Raw genomic sequence first — 21,736 nt, forward strand, 5'->3', positions numbered from 1 at the left:
CTCCGGCGCGCAGGGTCACCGGGGGCGGCTCCGCCGGGGCGGCACGACGGGGGCGGGGCAGGGGCCGGGACAGGAGCCCGCGCAGGGCCCGCCCGGGAGGGTCACGACGGGGCCGGGCAGAGCCGGGCAGGAGCCCGTCCAGGGCCCGTCCCGGAGATCACGGCGAGGCCGGCAGGGCCGGACGGCCGTCGCCGTCGCCGTAGCCCTGCTCCGCAAGCCCCCGCCCCGCTCAGCCCTTCCCGTCGCCGCTCGGCGATCCCGGGCCGATGCGGAGCTCGAAGTCCCCGTCGTAGCGCTTGTGGCCCGCGATCACGGCGAGTTCGACGACCTCCTCCCCCACCCGCCCGCGCACGATGAGCGGATCCCTGCGCAGGTCCCGCATCAGCGCCACGCACATCCCGATCATCACGAGCACGAACGGTGCCGCCACCAGGATCGTGAGGTTCTGCAGACCGGCGAGCGCGTCGCCCTGGCCGTCGCCGATGAGGAGCATGACCGCGGCGACGGCCCCGGTCACCACGCCCCAGAACACCACGACCAGGCGACTGGGCTCGAAGGCGCCGTGCTGGGAGAGGGTGCCCATGACGATCGAGGCGGCGTCCGCGCCGGACACGAAGAAGATGCCGACGAGGATCATCACCAGCAGGCTCATGGTCCCGGCGATCGGGAACTCCTGCAGCACACCGAAGAGTTGGCCCTCCGGCGTGGTCTCTCCCGCGAGCGCGCCCTCTTCGCGGAGCTTCATCGCCGTGCCGCCGAAGACGGCGAACCAGACCAGGCTGACGGTGCTGGGCACCAGGATGACGCCGCCCACGAACTGACGGATCGTCCGCCCGCGGCTGATCCGCGCGATGAACATGCCGACGAAGGGCGTCCACGAGATCCACCAGGCCCAGTAGAACACCGTCCAACTGCCCAGCCAGTCATGGATGTTGTCGCCGCTCGTCGCCTCGGTGCGGCCGGCCAGCTGCGGCAGGTCGCCGACGTAGGCGGCGAGGGACGTGGGCAGCAGGTCCAGCACGATGATGGTGGGGCCGGCGACGAAGACGAACACGGCGAGGATCGCGGCGAGCACCATGTTGATGTTGGACAGCCATTGGATGCCCTTCTCGACGCCGGACACCGCGGAGAGCACGAAGGCGACGGTCAGCACCGCGATGATGCCGACGAGCAGGCCCGTGCCGGCCTTCTCCATCCAGCCCAGTTCCTCGAAGCCGCTGCCGATCTGGAGGGCGCCGAGACCGAGCGAGGCCGCGGACCCGAAGAGCGTGGCGAAGATGGCCAGGATGTCGATGACCCGGCCGGGCCCGCCGTACGCACGCCGCTCGCCCATCAGCGGGACGAAGACGGCACTGACGGTCTGCCGCCGGCGCCGGCGGTACGTGGAGTACGCGATGGCGAGCCCGACGACGGCGTAGATCGCCCACGGGTGCAGCGTCCAGTGGAACAGGGTGGTGGCCATCGCGGTCTGCATCCGCTCGGCCGAGTCGGCCGGATGGGTGCCCGGCGGCGGGGTGCCGTAGTGGGCGAGCGGCTCGCTCACGCCGTAGAACATCAGGCCGATGCCCATGCCGGCACTGAACATCATGGCGATCCACGACACGGTCCGGAACTCCGGCCCCTCGCCCTCCTGGCCGAGGGTGATCCGCCCGTATCGGCTGATGGCGAGCCACAGCGCGAAGACCACGAAGCCGGTCGCGGCCAGCATGAAGGCCCAGCCGCCGTTGCGGATCAGCCCGTCGAGGGCCTTGCTGGAGACGGTCTCCAGGCTCCCCGTGGCCGCCGCCCCCCACACGACGAAGGCCACGGTGAGGACGGCACTGACCCCGAAGACGACCCGGTCCGTACGGGCCCGCGCGTGGCCGCCCGAAGGCCCGGGGAGGTCGGCCTCCACCGGCCGTCTCTGCTCTTCCTGTGACACGAAGTCAGCCCCCTTCGGAGCAATCCTGGATGAATCGGAACAGCAATGACCATTCCCCCCTAAGGGACTACCACAGCGGCGGGGATACCCCGGGGAACGACGGCGCCGCTCTTGTCGAGGTGGGACGCCCTGTGCTGCAATCCGTGTCGAACACCTACGGACCGGGATGCTCGTCAGTCCCGGGGCGGCCCCTGGGCGCGAGGGCCGGACGGCGGGGGGTGCCGCGGCGGACGCGGCACCGGACGCCGGGCGTACGGGATCCACGAATCCACGTACCCGCAGGAGCCGCATCATGAGCACGTCCACCGGCAGGCACGTTCTGGCGCAGAACCAGTACGGCAAGGCCGAGAACCGTATCGTCGCCGTCAGCCGCAAGGGCAACGAGGGTGCCTGGCACGAGATCCGCGACCTGAACGTCTCCGTCGCCCTGCGCGGCGAGTTCCGCGAGGTGCACCTCACCGGCGACAACGGGAACTGCCTGCCGACCGACACCACCAAGAACACGGTCTACGCCTTCGCCAAGGAGTACGGCATCACCTCCCCGGAGGCGTTCGCCGTCCTGCTGGCCCGGCACTTCGTGAACTCCCAGCCCGTCATCCACGAGGCGCAGATCCGCGTCGAGGAGTTCGCCTGGGACCGGATCCCCGTCCCCACCCGCCCGGAACAGCACTCCTTCGTCCGCCAGGGCCAGGAGGTGCGCACGGCGCAGGTCACCTACAGCGGGTCGAGCGGACAGCTCCAGGTCATCTCCGGCCTGCGCGACCTCACCGTGATGAACTCGACCGACTCCGAGTTCCACGGCTACATCAAGGACCGGTACACGACCCTGAAGGAGGCGTACGACCGCATCCTGGCCACCAAGGTCACCGCCCGCTGGGCCCACTCGGTACTCGCCGCCGGGGACCCGGACTTCGACTGGGACCAGTCGTACAAGAAGGTCAGGCGGCACATGCTGGAGGCCTTCGCCGAGACCTACAGCCACTCGCTGCAGCAGACCCTCAACGCCATGGCCGAGCGGGTCCTCGACCACTGCTCCTCCGTCAACGAGGTCCGGCTCAACCTGCCGAACAAGCACCACTTCCTCGTCGACCTGGAGCCCTTCGGCCTGAAGAACGACAACGAGGTCTACTACGCCGCCGACCGGATGTACGGCCTCATCGAGGGCACCGTCCACCGGGACGGGGTCCAGCCGGTCATCGCCACGAGCGACTGGATCACGGCCTGACCGCCACGCCCGCGGCCTGACCCGGCCGCGGCGACGGCCCGGGGCGAGCGTGCCCCGGGCCGCCGCCCGCCCCCTTCCGGGGCACCTCGCCCGCCTCCCGGTGGAGCGCCCCACCGCGCCACCCCCGGAGGCGGAGGCCACCTCCGCCCCCGCCTGCCCGTGACACCACGGCCCGGCGAACGGTCGACGTCTCCCCGCCTTCCCGCCGCGCGGCGGCTAGGACGGGGCACGGGTCAGTTCGCACCTCCCGTTCACGCAGGACCGGCGCAGCCGTCCGGCGGAGACCGTCTCCATCAGGCCGATCGCCCAGCACATCGGGCAGCCGCGCAGGGCGACCAGGCCCACCGGGGCGAGCAGCAGGCTCACCGGGCCGACGAACGGCAGGAGGACCAGCGAGCCGACGAGCGCGCCGAACCCGAGGGCGCCGCGGACCAGATGACGCGGCACGCTGGCGCTGGCATAGCGGCCGGGAGCCAGAGGGTCGCGCACGGCGGTGGCCCCGGGTGCACGGCCGGGCACGGTGATGCGGGTCCTCGTGGCGGTCGGTTCAGATGTCATCGTCGGCTCCCCTCGTCCCGGCCGCTCGGTCCGGTTCCTCGTGCAGCGCCTCGCGCACGGCCGAACGGGCGCGGTGCAGGCGGGACTTCATCGCCGCGGTGCCGATCCCGAGGCGGTCGGCGACGGTGCGGCCGGGCAGGCCCTGGATGTCCCGCATGACCAGCACCTGACGCTGGTCGGCGGGCAGGGCGGCGACGGCGGCGGCGACGCGCTCGGCCTCCAGGCGCAACAGGACGTCCTCCTCGGCGGACCGCGCGGTGTCCCCGCCCCCCGCGGACCGGCCGGACGCCTTGGGCCCGTCCGGTGCGTCGGCCGGTCCGCCGCGGAGCAGGGAACGGGCGCGGCGCAGGCACTCGTTGCGGACGATCCGGAACATCCACGACGCCAGCGCCCCGGAGGCGCGCAGCATCCCGATCTTGCGGTAGAGGATGATCAGCGCTTCCTGGGCCGCGTCCTCGGCGTCCTGGGGCGTCGCGCACAGCGTGTGGGCGAAACGGTGCACGTGCGGGTACGAGCCGTACACCAGCGCGCTCAGCGCCTCGACGTCCCCGCGTTGCGCCGCGGCGACCAGGGTCGTGCCCGGCCAAGTGTGCTCAGCCACGCTGACGCCTCCGGCGGCGCAGCGTGACGGCGCAGGCGCACACCAACAGCGCGGCGGCCGCGGCGACGATGACGACGGTGGTCATGGGTCCTCCTGGTGACCTCGGGGGGCGGACGCGGTCGTCCGCACGCCTATGAGAGGCACACCGGACAGGAAAGGATTCACCCCCACCTCGAACCGGGGTCCGCGCGGACGAGCACGGACCCGGCCGGGGCGGGGGCGTACGCCCCCCCGGGCGCCCGGTCGCCCCCGCGACGCCACCGCGGCGCCGCACCGGAGGAAGGCCGGTGCGGCGCCGCGCGGCTCGGCACCCGGGGCCCGGGGCATCCGCCGGACCCGTCAGAGCGCGCCGACGATGTCCTCGACCCGGTCCTTCGCGTCACCGAAGAGCATGGCGGTGTTCTCGCGGAAGAACAGCGGGTTCTGCACGCCCGCGTACCCGGAGGCCATCGAGCGCTTGAAGACGATGACCTTGCCGGCCTCCCAGACGGTGAGCACCGGCATGCCGGCGATCGGGCTGCTGGGATCCTCGGCCCCGGCCGGGTTCACCGTGTCGTTGGCGCCGATCACGAGGACGACGTCGGTCCCGGCGAAGTCGTCGTTGATCTCGTCCATCTCCAGCACGATGTCGTACGGCACCTTGGCCTCGGCCAGCAGCACGTTCATGTGGCCGGGCAGGCGGCCGGCGACCGGGTGGATGCCGAACCGTACGTCGACGCCCTTCGCGCGCAGCTTCGAGGTGAGCTCGGCGACGGGGTACTGCGCCTGCGCCACGGCCATGCCGTAGCCGGGCGTGATGACCACCGACCGGGCCGAGCCGAGCAGTTCGGCGGCGCCCTGGGCGGTGATCTCCGTGTGCTCGCCGTAGTCGACGGCCGAGGCGGAGGGCGCCTCGATGCCGAAACCGCCGGCGATCACGGAGAGGAACGAGCGGTTCATGGCCTTGCACATGATGTACGACAGGTAGGCGCCGGAGGAGCCGACGAGCGCGCCGGTGATGATCAGCAGGTCGTTGCCGAGCAGGAAGCCCGAGGCCGCCGCGGCCCAGCCGGAGTAGCTGTTGAGCATCGAGACCACGACCGGCATGTCACCGCCGCCGATCGAGGCGACCAGGTGCCAGCCCAGCGCCAGTGCCAGCGCCGTCACGGTGATCAGCAGCCACAGCTCCGGAGTGATGACGAACCACACCGTCAGGGCGATGAACAGGCCGAGCGCACCGAGGTTCAGAGCGTTCTTGCCCGGCAGGACCAGGGGCTTGGAGTCGATCTTCGCGGAGAGCTTCAGGTACGCCACGACGGAGCCGGTGAAGGTCACCGCGCCGATGAACAGCCCGATGAACACCTCGGCGTGGTGGATGCCCAGCGTGCCGAGCGCGTCCAGGGCCTCGGCCTCGTGGCCGGTGGGGTCATGCTCGACGTTCAGGAAGCCGTTCCAGCTGACCAGGACGGCGGCCAGACCGACGAAGGAGTGCAGCAGCGCGATCAGTTCGGGCATGCCCGTCATCTCGACGCCGCGGGCTCGCTGCAGGCCGATCAGCGCACCGATGAGCATCGCCAGGAGCATCAGTCCGAGGCCCGCGGCGCTGATGTCGCCGTCGGCGGCGAGCACGATCGTCGCGACGAGCGCGACGCCCATGCCGAGCATGCCGAAGGCGTTGCCGAGCCGTGCCGACTCGTGCTTGGAGAGTCCTGCCAGCGCCAGGATGAACAGCAGCGCGGCAACGAGGTAGGCCGCCTGCGCGGCGAGGGTCGCAGACATGTCAGCTCCTGTTGAACATGGCGAGCATGCGACGCGTCACCGCGAAGCCGCCGAAGACATTGATACTGGCCAGAAGGATCGCCGCGAACGACAGCACCGTGACGGCGGTGTTCGCGTGCCCGATCTGCAGCAGCGCGCCGACGACGATGATCCCCGAGATCGCGTTCGTCACCGACATCAGCGGCGTGTGCAGGGCGTGGTGCACATGGCCGATCACGTAGTAGCCGATCACGATGGCGAGTACGAAGACCGTCACGTGGGGCAGGAGCGCGGCCGGCGCGAACCCGGCGGCGAGGAACAGCGCCAGTGCGCCGAGGGCCACGCCGCCGAACTTCTGCCGCGCCGTCATGGGCGCCTTCTCCGGCACCGGCTTCGCCGCGGCCGCCGCGGGCGCGGGAGTGGCGGCGGGGGCCGCCGAGACCTGCACGGGCGGGGGCGGCCACGCCGACTCGCCCTTGCGGACGACGGTGATCGAGCGCTGCACCGGGTCGTCCCAGTCCAGCACCGGCACCCCGTCCTTGCCGGGCGTCATCAGCTTCAGCAGGTTCACCAGGTTGGTGCCGTACATCTGCGAGGCCTGCGCGGGCAGCCGCCCGGCGAGATCGGTGTAGCCGATGATCGTCACGCCGTTGCCGGTGACGACCTTCTCGCCCTTCACGGTGCCCTCGACGTTGCCGCCGTTGGCGGCCGCCATGTCGACGATCACCGAACCCGGCCGCATGCTCGCGACCATCTCCGCGGTGATGAGCGTCGGCGCGGGGCGCCCCGGGATCAGCGCGGTGGTGATGACGATGTCGACCTCGCGGCACTGCGCGGCGTAGAGGTCGACCTCGCGCGCCTTGTAGTCGTCACCCATCTCCTTGGCGTAGCCCGTCGTGGAGACCTCGACCTCCGGGGACTCGATCGACAGGTACTCGCCGCCGAGCGAGCGGACCTGGTCGGCCACCTCGGGCCGCGGGTCGGTCGCCCGCACGATCGCGCCGAGGGAGCCGGCGGCGCCGATCGCCGCGAGACCGGCGACACCCGCGCCCGCGACGAGCACCTTGGCCGGCGGCACCTTGCCCGCCGCCGTCACCTGACCGGTGAAGAAGCGCCCGAACTCGTGGGCGGCCTCGACGACGGCCCGGTATCCGGCGATGTTCGCCATCGACGACAAAACGTCCATCGACTGCGCCCGGCTGATCCGCGGCACGGCGTCCATCGACAGCGCGGTGAACGGCCGTCGGCCCAGCTCCTCGACCATCGCGGGGTCGAAGGCCGGCGCGAACAGCGCGATGACCGTCGCCTGCGGGCCGACCCGGTCCAGCTGCGCCGGAGCGGGGGCGTTGACGCCGAGCACCACGTCGGCGGCCGTGGCGTCGCCGACGGTCGCGCCTGCCGCCTGGTAGGCGCTGTCGGTGAAACCGGCCGCGACACCCGCGCCGGAGTCGACGACGACGTCGTACCCCAGCTTGCGGATCTGCTCGATCGTGGCCGGCGTGGCCGAAACGCGGTTCTCACCTGCCCGCGCTTCCTTGAGGACTCCGACAATCACGAGTGTTCTCCGTTTCGCTGCTCAGGCCGTCAACGGCGTGTTCTCAACACGTTCAGAAGTCAGAAGTGCCCGCCATGATCCGGAGCACGCCGTTCAGCTTGGCCGTCGTGGGCTCTCCTTGAACAGCATCCACTGGTGAGGTGTACGCAACATCGACGGGGGCCCGGGTGCCGTGCCGCACTGGACATGGTGCACCTCGAAGGCGTCCGCCCCCGCCGTGCCCGGCTCCCACGTGTCGGCCGTGGCCCCGGCCGGGTACCTGCCCCGCGACCGGGCCGGGGCGCGACGTCGGGGATGTCACGTCCCGGTCCGGGGCGCGACGTCGGGGATGTCACGTCCCGGGCCGGGGCGGCAGGCGGAAGCCGTCGAACAGGTCGTCCATGCCCCGCACCGCCAGGCGGTCGGGGGTGGCCCGGACCGCGAGGTCGCGGACCGCCGCGGCGAGCGGGTGACGGAGCGCGCCCAGGCGCCCGGCCCGGCGGGCCCGGACGCGCACGGCGTCGGTGCGGTCGCGGCGGGCGGCGGTGTACGCGGCGAGGGCCGCGGGGACGGCGTCCGCGTCGTCGCCGCCGTCCCCGGCGGGCAGCAGATGGGCGAGGACCACCGCGTCCTCGACGGCCTGGCAGCCCCCCTGTCCGAGGTTCGGTGCCATGGCGTGGGCGGCGTCGCCGAGCCAGGCGATCCGGCCGTGGTGCAGGCGCGGGAGTGGGGCGGCCAGCTCGTAGAGGTCGTGCCGGAGGACGTCGGCGGCGGGGAGCCGGCCGACGCGGTCCAGCAGCGCCGGAATGGGGTCGTGCCACGCGCCGAAGCGCCGCCGGAGTTCGGCACGGGGATCGCCCGCGGGAGCGCCGGCCGGAACGGCCGCGGTGGCGTAGAGGTAGAACCTGCCGTCGGACAACGGGGTCACGCCGAACCGTTCGCCCCTGCCCCAGGTCTCGCTCATGGCCGGGACCCGCAGGCCGGGGGCCTCCACGAGGGCCCGCCAGGCGGTCTCGCCGAGGTAGCGCAGGCCGGGGTGGGCGGGGAAGTACGCGCGCCGCAGCGGACTGTGGATCCCGTCGGCGGCGACGACCAGATCGGCGGGCAGGTCCGGACCGGCTTCGGTCCGCAGGATGGGGTGGCCTTCGGCGTCGTCGACGCCGGTCACGGCGGTGCCGTACCGGAGGGCGTCCGCCGGCAGGGCCGCGGCGAGGGCGACGGTGAGAGCCGGCCGCGGCACGGCGATCGGGGGCGTTCCGTGGCGCGCGGCCAGGTCGGCGGTGGTGGTCCGGATGAGCCACCGGCCGTCGGAGCGCCGCACCCCCATCACGAGCGGTACGGCGTCGCCGGTGGTCCGGGTGACGTCGACGTCGATGGCACGCAGGGCGCGCAGCGCGTTGGGGGCGAGGCCGATGCCGGCGCCGGTGACCGGGGGCTCGGGTGCGCGTTCGCAGACGGTCACCTGCCATCCCCGGCGGTGCAGCGCCGCCGCGGCCGTGAGGCCGCCGATGCCCGCTCCGACCACGACCGCCCGACGTCTTCGCACAGGGCCCCTCCCCCTCCGGTCGCGGCGGCGCGCCGCCGCGCGGATCACGTTCCCGGTCACCGTACCCACCTCACGGGCGCGCCCTGCGCCCCCGGGGCACCTCCGCCGGCCGGCCCACCGCGGTGGGCCGGCCGCGGCGCCGTTCGCCCCGGAGTTCGTCCTCCGAGGGGCGCGGCCCCGGGTTGCGCGACGCGACGGCGACGCCCGGGAGGAGCCCCACCACGCCGTGGGTCGGGAACTCGTCGTGTCCCGTGGTCACGCGGCGCATGGGTCGAACGCCTTTGCGCCCAGAGAGGAATGAGCGCGGATCCGACCGCTGTCCCGGCTCCGGGCCGACATCGCCCGCGTGCGTTCAGTAGCGTGGGCGCCGTGCATGAGGTGATCACCGGTGACGGCCGGACGCTGGCCGTGGAGGAGTGGGGCACGCCCTCGGGAGTGCCCGTCGTGTACCTGCACGGCAGTCCGATGAGCCGGCTCGCCCGGCACCCGGACGAGCGTCTGTTCCATGACCTCGGCATCCGGCTGATCACCTACGACCGTCCGGGCTTCGGACGGTCGAGCCCCGCCCCGGGCCGACGGGTCGTCGACGCCGCCGACGACGTGGTGGCCGTGGCCGACGCGCTCGGCCTGGAGCGCTTCGCCGTGTTCGGCGTGTCCGGCGGCGGCCCGCACGCGCTGGCGTGCGCGGCCCGGCGTCCCGACCGCATCACCCGGGCCGGCGCGCTGGCGAGTCTGGCGCCCCGGGACGCCGAGGGCCTCGACTGGACCGCCGGGATGAACGAGGGCAACCGCCGCAGCGCGGCCGTCGCGGTGATCGGCCGGGACGCCGTCAGGGAGCACCTGGCGCAGGTCGGCACCGCCGACCTCCCCCCGCTACCCGACGTGGAGCAGGCCGTCCTCTCCCGGCCGGAGGTCAGTGCCATGCTCGGCCCGGCCTTCGCCGAAGCCGTCCGGCCCGGCCTCGACGGCTGGGTCGACGACGTCGTCGCGCTCTTCGGTGCGCCGTGGGGCTTCGACCCCGCGGACATCGAGACCCCCACCCGCCTCTGGCACGGCGGCCTCGACACCCTCGTACCCCCCACGCACGGCGACTGGCTCGCCGCCCGTATCCCGGCCACGAGCCTGACCCGGCAGCCGGACGCGGGCCACGGCGGACACTTCGACGCCACCCCGTCGCTCCTGGCCTGGCTCGTCGGCTGAGTCAGGCGGCGCCCACGCCGTCGGCACGGCGTCCCCGCCGTCGGCGTCCGGGACCCGGCCCCGCCGACCGGCGCGTACGGCGCGTGCCGGTCGGCGGTCACGCACGGTGAAGTGCCCGGACTCCCCCGTACGTGCCCGCACTTTCCCGTGCGCGCCCGCACTCCCCCGTACGACGACATGCGCAGCCCGGGCGCCGACGTCCCCGGGGCGCCCGCGCGCCGACGTCCTGGCCCCCGCGCAGCGACATCCCGGGGCTCCCCGCGGCCGCTGCGATGTCGCCCCGCGCCTCTTCTTCCCCCGCCCGGACCCCCGGGGATCACGGTGTGGGGTGCTCCGATCCCGCACCGTGCAGGCCGGGGCCCCGGCTGCGGGGAAGTGCTACAACTGGATTGTGAGCCCGTCGCGTCTCTCGTGCCCGGCGTCCGGGTGCGGTCGAAACTAGGCAGAAGATTCGGAAGCGTCGCCGGACAGGTCTTCGTCCTTCAGGTGGCGATCGTGGTGCTGCTCGCGGCCGGGGCCCTGCTGGCCCTGCTGCTGCAGTCGCGGCACGACGTCGACCGTGAGGCGCGTGACCGGTCGGTCTCCGTGGCGCAGACCTTCGCGAAGTCCCTGGGCCTCCAGGAGGCGCTCAAGTCGCCGGACCCGTCCGCGGTCGTGCAGCCCGCCGCCGAGGAGACGCGCAAGGCCGCGGGGGTGGACTTCGTCGTGGTCATGGACACCCACGGCATCCGCTACAGCCACCCGCAGCCGGACCGCATCGGCAAACGCTTCGTCGGCACGATCGGCCCCTCGCTGGCCGGTCAGGTGCACACCGAGAGCGTGGAGGGGCCGCTGGGCAAGGAGGTCCAGGCGATCGTCCCGGTCACCTCGCCCGAGGGAAAGGTCGTCGCCCTCGTGTCCGCGGGTCTGACGGTGGAGAGCGTCACCGGCATCGCGGACAGCCAGCTCCCGGTCATCCTGCTGGCCATCGCCGGCGGCCTCGCGCTGGCCACCGCCGGCACGGCGCTGATCAGCCGACGACTGCGCCGCCAGACCCACGGGCTCGGCACGCAGGAGATGACCCGCATGTACGAGCACCATGACGCGGTGCTCCATGCCGTACGCGAAGGGGTACTGATCACCGACGACGAGGGGCGGCTGCTCCTGGCGAACGACGAGGCCGGACGGCTCCTCGGCCTGCCCGACGACGCCGAGGGGCACCGCGTCGACGAGGTCGGCCTGGATCGCCGGATGGCGGAACTGCTGCTGTCCGGCCGGGTCGCCACCGACGAGGTACTGCAGGCCGGGGACCGGCTGCTGGTGGTCAACCAGCGGCCCACCAACCCCCCGGGCGGCCCGAAGGGCTCCGCGGTCACCATCCGCGACTCCACCGAGATGCAGCTCCTGAGCAGCCGGGCCGAGACGGCCCGCAGGCGGCTCAAGCTGCTCTACGACGCCGGCGGCGACATCGGCACCACCCTCGACGTGGTGCGCACGGCCGAGGAGCTGGCCGACGTGGCCGTGCCCCGGTTCGCGGACTTCGTCACGGTCGACCTGGCCGACCCGGTGCTGACCGGCGACGAGCCCGGTCCGGGCGCCGACATGCGGCGCACGGCGGTCAGCGGCATCCGTTCCGATCACCCGCTGTACCCGCTCGGCAGTCTGATCGACTTCCTGCCCTCGACTCCGCAGGCCCGCGGATACGGCACGGGCGCGGCCGAGCTGGTGCCCGACCTGAAGGACGCGGCGGGCTGGCACGCCCAGGACCCGCCGCGGACGTCGGCGATCGTGGAGTACGGGATCCACTCGCTCATCGCGGCACCGCTGAAGGCCAGGGGCGTGGTGCTGGGGGTGGTCAACTTCTGGCGGTCGCGGAAGCCCGAGCCGTTCGACGAGGACGACGTGTCCCTGGCCGAGGAACTCGTCGGCCGCGCCGCGGTCACCATGGACAACGCCCGCCGCTACACCCGGGAACACAATCTCGCCGTGACGCTCCAGCGCAGCCTGCTGCCGCAGGACCTGCCCGAGCAGAGCGCGGTGGACGTCGCGCACTTCTACCAGCCCGCCCAGTCCGGAGTGGGCGGGGACTGGTTCGACGTGATTCCGCTGCCCGGCAGCCGCGTGGGGCTGGTCGTCGGGGACGTCGTCGGGCACGGACTGCACGCCGCCGCCACCATGGGGCGGCTGCGCACGGCGGTGCACAACTTCTCCTCGCTCGACCTGCCGCCCGACGAACTCCTCGCCCGTCTCGACAACCTCGTCCAGCGCATGGACCAGGAGGGCGACGCCGCCGCCCCGAACGGCGGGGTCCTGGGCGCGACCTGCCTGTACGCCGTCTACGACCCGGTCTCCCGGAACTGCACCATGGCGCGGGCCGGGCACATGCCACCGCTCGTGGTCGACCCGGACGGCACGACGACGATCTCGGAGCTGCCGGCCGGCCCTCCGCTGGGCCTGGGAGGCATGCCGTTCGAGTGCACGGAGCTGAACCTGGCGGAGGGCAGTCAGCTGGTCCTGTACACCGACGGACTGGTCGAGGAACGGAGCCGGGACATCTCGGTGGGCGTGGAGCGGCTGCGGGCGGCCCTGAGCCATCCCGACCGGGATCCGCACGCCAGCCGCCGCGCCGTGCTCGACGCGCTGCTCCCCAGCCGCCCGTCCGACGACATCGCGCTGCTCATCGCCCGGACCCGGACCCTGGGCCCCGACCGGGTCGCCGAGTGGGACGTGCCGTTCGACCCGAGCGAGGTCGGCACCCTGCGCAGCCTGGCGGCCGGACAGCTCGACGAGTGGGGTCTGGAGGAGCTGGCCTTCAGCACGGAGCTGATCCTCAGCGAGCTCATCACCAACGCCATCCGGTACGGCGCCGCGCCCGTCCGCGTCCGGCTGCTGCGCGACCGCACCCTGACCTGCGAGGTGTGGGACGGCAGCAGCACCGCCCCGCACCTGCGGTACGCCGCCACCATGGACGAGGGCGGCCGCGGACTGTTCCTGGTGGCGCAGGTCAGCGAGCACTGGGGCACGCGCTACACCCCGGAAGGCAAGGTGATCTGGGCGGAACAGAACCTGCCGCCCGACGACGCGGCCGGTCCCGTGGGCTGATCCGCGCACGGCACGGCGGGCGTGGGCGACACTGCCCCCACTGACGCCGGCCCTACGCCTCGCAGCCGTGCTTCTCGGCGAGGTCGACTGCGGCTTCGCGCACCGCGGATGCGCTGTTGCGGACAGCCGTGCCGCCTCGAACTCGCCCCGTTGAACCGCCTGACCAGGGCATCGACGGATGCCGACAGCGTGGGCGTCAGCGCAGGTCCGGGTGGACGGTGGGTCCGGGGAGCTCCAGGCCGGTGCAGCCACGGCGCTCGGCCTGGTCCGCCACGAACATGTTGAGGAGGCGACGTACCTCGCCCATCGGCAGCACCGGTCGGGAGCTGTTCGGGGCATAGCTGTTGGCGAGGTAGTTGGCGGCTTCTCCGGCGCACCGGGCCTTGGCGCGGCCGAAGTGCCCACCCAGCAGCGCGTCGTGGGGGCTGTGCCCTTCGGGGATGCGTATGTTGGCCGAGAGCAGTCGCTCGAAGGGCTTGTCGGTCCAATCGCCGTACCAGCCCGTCAGGTTCACGGCAGCCTCGCCCGTCCCGGAGTCGATCAGCGAGCAACTGGTGATCGGGGCCCGCTCGTCCGTCGGTGCGGCCACCTGCCACGCCTTGCCGGACGGGCTCCTGGGCAGCGCGCCCCGGACCAGCCAGCCGCACATCGTGCCCGCCGTCTGGTTCAGGGAGAGCTTCCGGACGTGTTCGACGTGGTCCGGGAGCGGCAACACGGCAGCACCACAGCCGAGTTCGGCAGCGGCGCCGTTGGCGATGCGCACGGCTGTGCGCAGGGACTGGACCGAGGGGGCACCCTCCACGCCGTTGGCGTACACGTTGGTGACGAGGCGCCGCTTGCGGCCCTCGGAGTCGTGGCCGAGCTTGGGGCACTCCTGGATGATCACCGGGCCGAAGCTGCCGTAGAAGCCGGGGACGGAGCTGGGGAACGCGTAGTCCGGGTCTCTCGGAATGGTGAACTCCATGTCCAGCGGCCCCAGCCGCTCACCCCCGTCGGGCTGCGCCTCGATCTTGAGGACGAAGTGCCGACCGTCGTTCTCGTTCACCCCGCACCTGAGCAGCTCGTGCCCGGAGTCGAACGTGTCCTCAGCTGCCTGCAACCTCTCGTTCGGCAGCAGTTCGGCGAGGTCGGCGCCCGACAGGTTGCCACCGCACAGCGTCGCCGCGTACCACCAGGGCTGCCACAGCGGCTTGGCCGACCAACCGGCGCCCGCGGCGAGGGCGAGCACCGCCGCTACGATCACGACCGCCCGCCTGCAACGCCGCCACCACTCCCGTATGCCTGTCGCCATGCCCCGCAGACTCTCCCCCGCTCACGTGCTCATCGGACGAGTGCAGCTTACGTTCCAGGCAATCCGGCGGACCGCCAGGCGTGAACCGGTGGAGGGCGCACGGGGCTTCCGGCAGGCCGGCCGTATGCGGCACAAGGCGCCCCACCTGTCAGCGGTCACCCGTCCGGAGCGATGCGCAGCGGCTGGAGGGAAGATCCTCCGGTCAGTGGCAAGAGCCCTCGCTGAACGTCGCAACGGAGCGATAGAAGGCGAACATGCCCGGGGCGGGTGGCGGTTGGTCCTCGGCTCCCGGAAAGACGACGGGAGGCTGCTTGTCCAGCGTAAGGGTGATGCGGACGCAGTACTCCGATTCCGTGTCCGCGGTGCTGACGGTGTACCCGCCGCCCTCGTCCTTGTGCGTGTAGACGCCGTATCTCGGCCCGATGCCGCTCTCCTGGATCGCCTCCGCGATCAGGAAGCCACGGTCGCTCTCCAGACTCGTGTAGTGCTGCTTGCCTTCCAGGTCCGCGACACCCTTGCGGACGGCATCGCGGAGTTCGCTCTCACTCCACGTCGACTCGGCCTGCATGCCGAACATCACGCCGAGCGCGATGAGCGGCGCCAGGACGATGAGTGCGAGTCCGACCGGGTTGCGGTGGTTGTAGACGTACCGGCCGGTCCCCCACTTGCTCCTGACGAAGACCGGCTCCTCACTCACCGGCTGCCTGCACAACGCCGATGAACGCCACCCACACTCCCGCACTTCGCATGTCCTTCGAAACCTCCCATGCCTGCCCGGACATGACCCGAAACAGCCGCTCCCGTGCGACGATCACGTCAGCCACAGCGCTCCTCTACCGCGAAATCAGACTGGTTCTCACGGCCGACCATTGAGGGCAGGGAGGCCGCGTTCACAGGTCGCCGTTCCACGGCCATGCGCGAGCACCCCTCGCGGCCGCGCAGACCATGCGGAGCCGCCGCGCACCCGCAAGAAGACACCAGCTGGCCCCTACTCGTCCGCCCACCTCAACACCGCCTGGCGCGACCGCCGCATGCGGTCCCCCGGCGAACACTCATCGCCGGGCCGACCATCGTCGCGCCGCTGAGCGGATGCAGTGGACGACGCCCGCCGAGGCCGGCCCTACGCCTCGCAGCCGTACTTCTCGGCGAGGTTGACTGCGGCTTCGCGCACCACGGTCGCGTTGTTCCGGATCGCCGTGTCCCGGTCGACGGTTTTCTTCTCTTCCTCTTCCTCCTTCTTCGACGGCCTGGTCAGCGTCACCGTGGTGTACGGGGCGGTCGAGCCCATGCGGGCGGCGCAGCCGGTGGGCAGGGTGGCCTCGGCCTCGTCGGGGCGCACCCAGCCCTTGAGGCCGGGCCCGAGAGGGACGGAGTTCTTCCTCGGGCCGGAGTCGTACCGTTCGTCCGCAAGGATCAGTTGGAAGATGCCTCGGGGGTAGTCGTTGTCAGGGTTGGCCCGCAGCACCTGGCACGCCTTGAACACCGCGGTGTCGCCCTTGCCCGGGCTCTCCCACTCCTCCGTGCTGACCTCGCCCCCCTTGCCGTCGTCGATCAATTCTGCCGTCTGCCGGCTGAGCGCTCCGTAACACAAGGTCTGGGGCAGCGGAGGCTTCTCCTCGTCAGGCCAGAGGCTCGCCGTCACGACGGCCACCCCGGCGACGCCGAGCACGACGGTCAGCGGCAGCCACTCCTTGTCCATCGATCACTGTCCCATCGCCTTGTCCGCGTCTCCCATGCCGTTCCCGTACCACTGCTCGGTGATCGCCTGGAGGTGGTCCTCGAACTCGCCGGGGCTCGCATCCAGCTCCTCCTTGGTGAGCCCGCGAGAGGTCGCTATCCCGTGCAGCATGCCGCACATCTCCTTTTTGGCCGTAGTCGTCATGCTTGATCATGTTTTCGCACGTCTCGGCGTCGACCTTGGCGTTGTCCGTGTTCACGTGGGCGTTCAGATAGATGACGTCCCCGCACACACCGTCGAGGTGGCCGAGCACCGAAGCCGACTGCTTGACCCAGGCCCGCAGCTCCGGGTCCTCCTGACGGAAGGACTCGGCCTCGCACCGGCGTCGAAGCCGTCGCCCTTCAGGCTGGTGACGGCCGTCTCGCTCACCGCGTCGGCGTGCTTGCCACCCGGCTCGCGGCCGCTGAACAGGCCATGGGCGGCGTGCCCGATGTCGCCGAGGTCGTCATCCTCGACCTCGTAGTCCCCGGTCCCCTTCGCCGGGGTGGAGCCTCCCGTGCTGTCGGCCTGGTTCAGCCTCATGGACACCGCAGCCTTCTCCGCTGCCCACTCCTCGTCGAACGACATCACCGGCACCCCCGTGTCCGATCGCCAATGCTGCCCCGCCGGTCACGCTAGTCCGCATGACCTTGGGCCCACCTCGGGTCGTCGATCATAAGTACGCGTTCTTGACGTCCGGCCGACTTCGCAAGCGACGACCACGCCCTCGTGCGACGCGGAGTGCGCCTCGTCCTCGACTCGGAGCCGGACCTGACCATGGCGGGCAAGGCGGACGACGGCGCCCACGCGATCGAACGGCCCGGAGCGTGGACGCCGCTCTCGCTGTCCTCGACATCACCAGGCCACGCATGACGGGCCTTCAGGCCGCCCACGCCCTGACGAAGGAGCGCCCGGACCTGAAAGTCCTCTTCCTGACCGTGCAGGACTCCGAGCAGTACTTCTTCGAAGCCCTGAAGATCGGCGCCTGCGGCTACGTACTGAAGCCGATGGCCGACAAGGACCTCGTGGACGCCTGCCGAGGGGCGATGCGCGACGATCCCTTCCCCCACCCCGGGCACGGAGACAGCGCTGATCCGCCACTACCTGGACCGCGTCTGCCGCGGGGAGGAGCTGCCACGCAAGCTCATCACCGAGCGCGAGGAGGAAATCCTCAAGCTCGTCGCCGAGGGCCGCTCCTCCGAGGAGATCGCCGAGCTGCTGATCATCAGCGTCGAGACCGTCGACCGACACCGGGCCAACCTGCTGCAGATGCTCGGCATGCGCGACCGGGACGAGCTCACTCGCTACGCCATCAGGACCGGCCTGATCGAGCCGTAGCGCCGGCGTGCCACGCCGACACCTCCCTCAGGACTCGCCGGTCCGGCCTCTTCCTGCAGACCGGCGGCGGTCCGGTGCGCGCACCGGTCCCATGTCACCATGCGCTGATCCATATACAGACCGCAGCCGGTGCAGCCTTCTCCGCGCACCTCATGGTGCTCCGTGCACCTCGTTCGCTGCCTGTCACGGCAGTTGTCGCCGTCTGACCCCCGCTGACCGCCCTGGTTCCCAACTGGTCCCCAAAAACGATCAAGGGGCCGTTTCAGATCGCTCTGAAACGGCCCCTGACCTGCGACTCTTTTGAGTCGGGACGACAGGATTTGAACCTGCGACCCCTTGACCCCCAGTCAAGTGCGCTACCAAGCTGCGCCACGTCCCGATGCCGCGTCGCTTCCGGTTTGTCCCCGGCGGCGGCGTGCAAGAGAACATTACCTCACTTCACGGGGTGGATCAGCACACGGGGTGTGACCGGGTGGCCGGGTCGACAATGGGGTGGTGGAGACGGAACGGGAACGGGATCGGGAGCCGCGGCGGGACCGCGATCCGGAGGGACGGGCGCGGAGTGCGCGGCCTCGGGACGGGCTGGGCAGGCCCCTGCCGTACGGGGCGGAAGGGGTGGCCCGGCAGCCCGAGGGAGTGGTGCGGACGCCGGACTCGACGGTGCGGGAGGCGCAGCGCCTGCTGGACGCCGGGATGCCGTTCCACGCCCACGAGGTGTTCGAGGACGCCTGGAAGTCGGGGCCGGCGGACGAGCGGGATCTGTGGCAGGGCCTGGCCCAGCTCGCCGTGGGGCTGACGCACGCGGCGCGGGGCAACGCCACGGGCGGGGCCCGGCTGCTGCTGCGCGGGGCCGGGCGGGTCGAGGAGTACGCGCGGGGCGGTGCCGTGACCTACGGGATCGACGTGACCGGGCTCGCGGCCTGGGCGCGGGGGCTGGCCGCACGGGTCACGGCGGGCGGTGGGGATGTCGACGCCTCGGCGGAGGCGCCGCGCCTGCGGGTCAGCCGGTGAGCAGGAGCGCCTCGGGCGAGCGGTGGATGAGGGTCGGGCGCATCCGGACGTGAGCCGTGCCCGCGAGGCGCAGTCCGGGCAGGAGGCGGGTGAACGCCGCCAGGGTGGCGTGAAGTTGGATGCGGGCCAGCTGCGAGCCGGGGCAGCCGTGCGGGCCGTGGCCGAAGGCCAGATGGCGGGAGTGCGGCCGGGGCCGGGTGATGTCGAAGCGGTCCGGCTCGGGGTGCCGGGCCGGATCGCGGTTGGCGGAGCCGTACGCGACGAAGACGGTGGCGCCGGCGGGCAGCTCGGTGCCGGCGAGGGTGACCGGGCGGGTGGTGGTGCGGCGGAAGCCCTGGACGGCGGTGTCGTAGCGGGCGGCCTCCTCGACGGCGGCCGGGATGAGCTCCGGCCGCTCGCAGAGCAGCTCCCACTGCTCGCGGTGGCGCATCAGGTGGAGCACCGTCGTGCCGATGAGGGCGGTGGTGGTGAGGTGCCCGGCGATGAGCAGGTTCTGCAGGTTGGAGACCAGTTCGCACCGCTGGTCGTCGGTGAGCTCGCGCGGCCCCGGGCCGAGTCCCGCGTCGGGGGCGAGTGCTCCGACGAGGGTGCCGGCCAGGTCGTCACGGGGCCTGGCCCGGCGGTCGCGGGCGTAGCGGTCGAGGAGGCGCTGGAGGGCGAGCACGTCCTCGGCGGCGGCGACCTGCTCCTCCTCGGGGAGGGGCCGGAACAGGAGCCGTTCGGCGCTGTACGAGCCGTGGACGGCGGTGGGTACGTCCGCCGGGTCCAGGCCCAGCAGCCGGCCGATCACCGTGCCGGGGAGGCGGCGGGCGTAGTGGGGCATCAGGTCCGCCCGGCCCCGTTCCGCGACGGTGGCCGCGAAGGCCTCGGCGAGCGCCTCCGCCTGCTCGGTGACGTACGGGGCGAGCGCGGCGACCCGGCCGGCGGACAGGCCGCTGTTGAGGGGCGCCCGGTGGCGGCGGTGCGCGGCGCCGTCGGTGGACACGACGGTGGGCCGGGGAGCGAAGCCGGCTTCGAGGACGGCGAGGGCCGCGGGCGCGGGCAGGACGTCGGGGCGCAGGGCCTGCGCGGAGGAGAAGTCCTGCGGTCTGAGCAGCACTTCGCGGATGTCGGCGTCCCGCGAGACCAGCCAGGCGTCGAGGACGGGGACGAAGGTCAGCCCGGCGGTGCCGCGCGCCCGGGCGTAGAGGGCGTACGGGTCGCGCTGGAGCTCGTCGAGCTGGGCGTGATGTTTCCGCTGGGCCGGGTCCACGCGGCGTCTCCTCACGGTTGCCGGGGGCGGTGCGGGGCGGTGCCCCGGCGGGTGGCACGGGGCGATGCGGTGCGGTCCGATGCGGACATGGTGGCGGCGGCTCGGGCCGGGTGAACAGGGGCCGGCGCCGAGGTGGCGCGAAAGGGGCGCCCGGAGGCTCGGCGGGCGCGCTTACGCGGCTTTCGCCTCCAGCACCTCCGTCAGGACGGCGGTGTGGCTGCGGGAGGGGTCCTTGGCGGCCGTGAGGAGGGTGACGGGGCCGTCGGAGGCGCGGGCGCGCAGGTCGGCCAGGGCCTCGGCGGCGGCGGGCTCGTCGAGCTCCTTCCCGTACCGGCGCCGGAACTCCTCGAACTCCCCCTCGTCGCCGTGGTACCAGCGGCGCAGCTCGGTGGAGGGCGTCAGGTCCTTGGGCCATACGTCGATGTGCGCGTCGGCCTTGGAGATGCCGCGCGGCCACAGCCGGTCGACCAGGACGCGCAGGCCGTCGTCGGGCTCGGGTGGCTCGTAGACGCGTCGGGTGCGGACCTGGGGACGTGAGGTCTGAGGCATGGCTTCAGGGTGCCGGAAGCGTCCGGGCTCCACATCTCGGGGCCGCCGCTCCCCGCTGGGCGTCCACGCGCGTCCCGGCCCCGGGCCGCCGCGTGGCCACGCCCGGCCCCGCGCGGCCGCCGGGCCCCATGGGCATGCCCCGCCCGTCCAGGCATCCGGCCGCCGTCTCCCGCCCCTGGCCGCCGTCGGGCCCCGGGCCCCCCGCGTACCCAGACCGCGGGCCCCGGGCTCGTCCGGCGCCAACCGGTGATCGGGCCGAGCGACGGACCGGACCGTGGGGGCCGGTCCGAGCTGACCTGGGCTGAGCTGAGCTGGACCGTGGTGGTGAAGGACGGCCAGGCCCTGAGAAGAAGCAGGCCTCTTCCTCCGGCTATCGCGGAGAAAGAGGTGTCGTCGTGGCGAGAGGGCTTGCCCAGCGGGCCTGACCAGGCACGATGTTCAAGATCGCAGAATCGGGGAACCCGGAGGGTCGGCGTAGCCCAGTCTTCTGCTGACCCCAGGAAGCGGGCAGGTTCGTCGCGGGTGCGGGATGCGCAACGTGTAGGTTGACCTGCTAAAACTCGGAACCGATGGGTGGGGGCATATCGTGCGGCGAAAGAGGCCGGGCAGAAGCAGCGCTGGCTTCTTGGCGTGTGCCGGGGTCGTTGCCGCAGTGGCGGTGGGCACGGTGGCCTGCTCCGCCGGCACTCCGCCGGAGGAGACGCCCGCGTACCGGAACGGCCGGGAAATGGGCGTCGCGCTGTACGAGGAAGGCGGCTGGCCGGACGCCGGCCGATTCAAGGCGGAGGGCCTGTGCCGTTTCCCCGCTCAGACCGAAGGTCTCGAGGGCGCGGAAGCGAACGACTACATCGCTGGTTGCGTGGCCGGCCTCCGTGCACGCTGATCCAGCGCCGAAGTCTGGTTGTGCGCCCAGTGACCGGGCTGGACCGTGCCGCGTCCGGCGCGAGTCCCCAGCACAGGCCAGCGGTTCGGCTTCTTGACGGGCCTTGCACGAAGGAAACCATTGCCACAGGGGCTTGAACCGGGTGCGCAGGAGGGAGAACCCGTCGCCGCCTCGGGGTCTGCCAGGACATGCCGAATTCGGTGCCGGTCTGGCCGACACCGTCGGGCCTCGTGCCGAGAGCGAGCAGTCGTTCCCGCTCGGCATCCTGGTTGCGGCCGATGTCAGCCAGGCA

19 protein-coding genes, 1 tRNA gene and 2 pseudogenes are annotated in these 21,736 nt (G+C 72.3%); 6 read left to right on the top strand and 16 right to left on the bottom strand.

Annotation, left to right across the window (positions count from 1 at the left end):
• Positions 1 to 229: 229 nt before the first annotated feature.
• Positions 230 to 1,894, bottom strand: coding sequence for a BCCT family transporter (locus ACGF1Z_RS04385; RefSeq protein WP_393000314.1), 1,665 nt, complete (start codon positions 1,892 to 1,894; stop codon positions 230 to 232).
• Positions 1,895 to 2,213: 319 nt separating this feature from the next.
• Here ACGF1Z_RS04385 and pucL point away from each other — a divergent pair, with 319 nt between their 5' ends.
• A complete protein-coding gene (gene pucL, locus ACGF1Z_RS04390; RefSeq protein WP_392999739.1) occupies positions 2,214 to 3,146 on the top strand; it encodes a factor-independent urate hydroxylase in 933 nt (310 codons plus the stop codon).
• Positions 3,147 to 3,362: 216 nt separating this feature from the next.
• On the opposite strand, the gene ACGF1Z_RS04395 is transcribed toward pucL, so the two are convergent.
• From ACGF1Z_RS04395 to ACGF1Z_RS04415, 5 genes are all read right to left on the bottom strand, one after another.
• Positions 3,363 to 3,704, bottom strand: a complete 342-nt coding sequence (locus ACGF1Z_RS04395; RefSeq protein ID WP_392999741.1) for a hypothetical protein — start codon at positions 3,702 to 3,704, stop codon at positions 3,363 to 3,365.
• On the bottom strand, positions 3,694 to 4,305 hold the full coding sequence (locus tag ACGF1Z_RS04400; RefSeq protein WP_392999743.1) for an RNA polymerase sigma factor: 612 nt from the start codon (positions 4,303 to 4,305) through the stop codon (positions 3,694 to 3,696). The genes ACGF1Z_RS04395 and ACGF1Z_RS04400 overlap by 11 nt, the downstream gene beginning before the upstream one ends.
• Positions 4,306 to 4,644: 339 nt before the next feature.
• Positions 4,645 to 6,063: a Re/Si-specific NAD(P)(+) transhydrogenase subunit beta gene (gene pntB, locus ACGF1Z_RS04405; protein WP_392999745.1), complete on the bottom strand. Its 1,419-nt coding sequence runs from the start codon at positions 6,061 to 6,063 to the stop codon at positions 4,645 to 4,647.
• Between the two features lies 1 nt (position 6,064).
• On the bottom strand, positions 6,065 to 7,597 hold the full coding sequence (locus ACGF1Z_RS04410) for a Re/Si-specific NAD(P)(+) transhydrogenase subunit alpha (RefSeq protein ID WP_392999747.1): 1,533 nt from the start codon (positions 7,595 to 7,597) through the stop codon (positions 6,065 to 6,067).
• A gap of 331 nt (positions 7,598 to 7,928) precedes the next feature.
• Positions 7,929 to 9,122, bottom strand: a complete 1,194-nt coding sequence (locus ACGF1Z_RS04415) for an FAD-dependent oxidoreductase (protein ID WP_392999749.1) — start codon at positions 9,120 to 9,122, stop codon at positions 7,929 to 7,931.
• Positions 9,123 to 9,491: 369 nt separating this feature from the next.
• Between ACGF1Z_RS04415 and ACGF1Z_RS04420 the strand changes: the two genes are divergently transcribed.
• Positions 9,492 to 10,322, top strand: coding sequence for an alpha/beta fold hydrolase (locus tag ACGF1Z_RS04420; RefSeq protein WP_392999751.1), 831 nt, complete (start codon positions 9,492 to 9,494; stop codon positions 10,320 to 10,322).
• A gap of 486 nt (positions 10,323 to 10,808) precedes the next feature.
• On the top strand, positions 10,809 to 13,403 hold the full coding sequence (locus ACGF1Z_RS04425; protein ID WP_392999753.1) for a SpoIIE family protein phosphatase: 2,595 nt from the start codon (positions 10,809 to 10,811) through the stop codon (positions 13,401 to 13,403).
• A 196-nt stretch (positions 13,404 to 13,599) separates the two neighbouring features.
• Here the strand turns inward: ACGF1Z_RS04425 and ACGF1Z_RS04430 are convergent, their stop codons facing one another.
• The 6 genes from ACGF1Z_RS04430 to ACGF1Z_RS04455 all read right to left on the bottom strand — a co-directional run bounded on the left by ACGF1Z_RS04430 (position 13,600) and on the right by ACGF1Z_RS04455 (position 16,999).
• The gene (locus ACGF1Z_RS04430; protein WP_392999755.1) at positions 13,600 to 14,646 is read right to left on the bottom strand and encodes a hypothetical protein; all 1,047 of its coding nucleotides are present in this window, start codon (positions 14,644 to 14,646) and stop codon (positions 13,600 to 13,602) included.
• Positions 14,647 to 14,896: 250 nt separating this feature from the next.
• On the bottom strand, positions 14,897 to 15,391 hold the full coding sequence (locus ACGF1Z_RS04435) for a hypothetical protein (RefSeq protein WP_392999757.1): 495 nt from the start codon (positions 15,389 to 15,391) through the stop codon (positions 14,897 to 14,899).
• A complete protein-coding gene (locus ACGF1Z_RS04440; protein ID WP_392999759.1) occupies positions 15,384 to 15,518 on the bottom strand; it encodes a hypothetical protein in 135 nt (44 codons plus the stop codon). Before ACGF1Z_RS04440 ends, ACGF1Z_RS04435 begins: the two co-directional genes overlap by 8 nt.
• A gap of 296 nt (positions 15,519 to 15,814) precedes the next feature.
• Positions 15,815 to 16,393 (bottom strand): hypothetical protein, encoded by a 579-nt coding sequence (locus ACGF1Z_RS04445; RefSeq protein ID WP_392999761.1) that lies wholly within the window; start codon positions 16,391 to 16,393, stop codon positions 15,815 to 15,817.
• Positions 16,394 to 16,396: 3 nt separating this feature from the next.
• Positions 16,397 to 16,576, bottom strand: coding sequence for a hypothetical protein (locus ACGF1Z_RS04450; RefSeq protein ID WP_392999763.1), 180 nt, complete (start codon positions 16,574 to 16,576; stop codon positions 16,397 to 16,399).
• Positions 16,577 to 16,639: 63 nt separating this feature from the next.
• On the bottom strand, positions 16,640 to 16,999 hold the full coding sequence (locus ACGF1Z_RS04455) for a hypothetical protein (RefSeq protein WP_392999765.1): 360 nt from the start codon (positions 16,997 to 16,999) through the stop codon (positions 16,640 to 16,642).
• Between the two features lie 141 nt (positions 17,000 to 17,140).
• On the opposite strand from ACGF1Z_RS04455, the pseudogene ACGF1Z_RS04460 reads away from it, so the two are divergent.
• Positions 17,141 to 17,749 (top strand): annotated as a pseudogene (locus tag ACGF1Z_RS04460) (response regulator).
• A 305-nt stretch (positions 17,750 to 18,054) separates the two neighbouring features.
• On the opposite strand, the gene ACGF1Z_RS04465 reads toward ACGF1Z_RS04460, so the two are convergent.
• Positions 18,055 to 18,128, bottom strand: a tRNA-Pro gene (locus ACGF1Z_RS04465).
• Between the two features lie 116 nt (positions 18,129 to 18,244).
• Here ACGF1Z_RS04465 and ACGF1Z_RS04470 point away from each other — a divergent pair.
• Complete coding sequence (locus tag ACGF1Z_RS04470; RefSeq protein WP_392999767.1) at positions 18,245 to 18,760, top strand: DUF309 domain-containing protein; 516 nt, start codon at positions 18,245 to 18,247, stop codon at positions 18,758 to 18,760.
• On the opposite strand, the gene ACGF1Z_RS04475 is transcribed toward ACGF1Z_RS04470, so the two are convergent.
• On the bottom strand, positions 18,750 to 20,012 hold the full coding sequence (locus tag ACGF1Z_RS04475; RefSeq protein WP_392999769.1) for a cytochrome P450: 1,263 nt from the start codon (positions 20,010 to 20,012) through the stop codon (positions 18,750 to 18,752). The genes ACGF1Z_RS04470 and ACGF1Z_RS04475 overlap by 11 nt on opposite strands.
• 171 nt (positions 20,013 to 20,183) lie before the next feature.
• Positions 20,184 to 20,561, bottom strand: coding sequence for a DUF488 domain-containing protein (locus ACGF1Z_RS04480; protein WP_392999771.1), 378 nt, complete (start codon positions 20,559 to 20,561; stop codon positions 20,184 to 20,186).
• 727 nt (positions 20,562 to 21,288) lie between these two features.
• On the opposite strand from ACGF1Z_RS04480, the gene ACGF1Z_RS04485 reads away from it, so the two are divergent.
• On the top strand, positions 21,289 to 21,444 hold the full coding sequence (locus ACGF1Z_RS04485) for a hypothetical protein (RefSeq protein ID WP_392999773.1): 156 nt from the start codon (positions 21,289 to 21,291) through the stop codon (positions 21,442 to 21,444).
• A 126-nt stretch (positions 21,445 to 21,570) separates the two neighbouring features.
• On the opposite strand, the pseudogene ACGF1Z_RS04490 reads toward ACGF1Z_RS04485, so the two are convergent.
• Positions 21,571 to 21,718, bottom strand: a pseudogene (locus ACGF1Z_RS04490) (VOC family protein); the annotation flags it as partial.
• Positions 21,719 to 21,736 lie beyond the last annotated feature (18 nt).

Source organism: Streptomyces sp. NPDC048018 (assembly GCF_043202995.1).
In the GTDB taxonomy this organism is placed as follows: domain Bacteria; phylum Actinomycetota; class Actinomycetes; order Streptomycetales; family Streptomycetaceae; genus Streptomyces.

What these genes read in the sequence shown, in the direction of transcription:
- pucL (WP_392999739.1), top strand. Translation starts at nt 2,214, where the DNA reads ATGAGCACGTCCACCGGCAGGCACGTTCTGGCGCAGAACCAGTACGGC.
- ACGF1Z_RS04395 (WP_392999741.1), bottom strand. Translation starts at nt 3,704, where the DNA reads ATGACATCTGAACCGACCGCCACGAGGACCCGCATCACCGTGCCCGGC.
- pntB (WP_392999745.1), bottom strand. Translation starts at nt 6,063, where the DNA reads ATGTCTGCGACCCTCGCCGCGCAGGCGGCCTACCTCGTTGCCGCGCTG.
- ACGF1Z_RS04445 (WP_392999761.1), bottom strand. Translation starts at nt 16,393, where the DNA reads ATGGACAAGGAGTGGCTGCCGCTGACCGTCGTGCTCGGCGTCGCCGGG.
- ACGF1Z_RS04450 (WP_392999763.1), bottom strand. Translation starts at nt 16,576, where the DNA reads ATGACGACTACGGCCAAAAAGGAGATGTGCGGCATGCTGCACGGGATA.
- ACGF1Z_RS04455 (WP_392999765.1), bottom strand. Translation starts at nt 16,999, where the DNA reads ATGTCGTTCGACGAGGAGTGGGCAGCGGAGAAGGCTGCGGTGTCCATG.
- ACGF1Z_RS04480 (WP_392999771.1), bottom strand. Translation starts at nt 20,561, where the DNA reads ATGCCTCAGACCTCACGTCCCCAGGTCCGCACCCGACGCGTCTACGAG.
- ACGF1Z_RS04485 (WP_392999773.1), top strand. Translation starts at nt 21,289, where the DNA reads ATGGGCGTCGCGCTGTACGAGGAAGGCGGCTGGCCGGACGCCGGCCGA.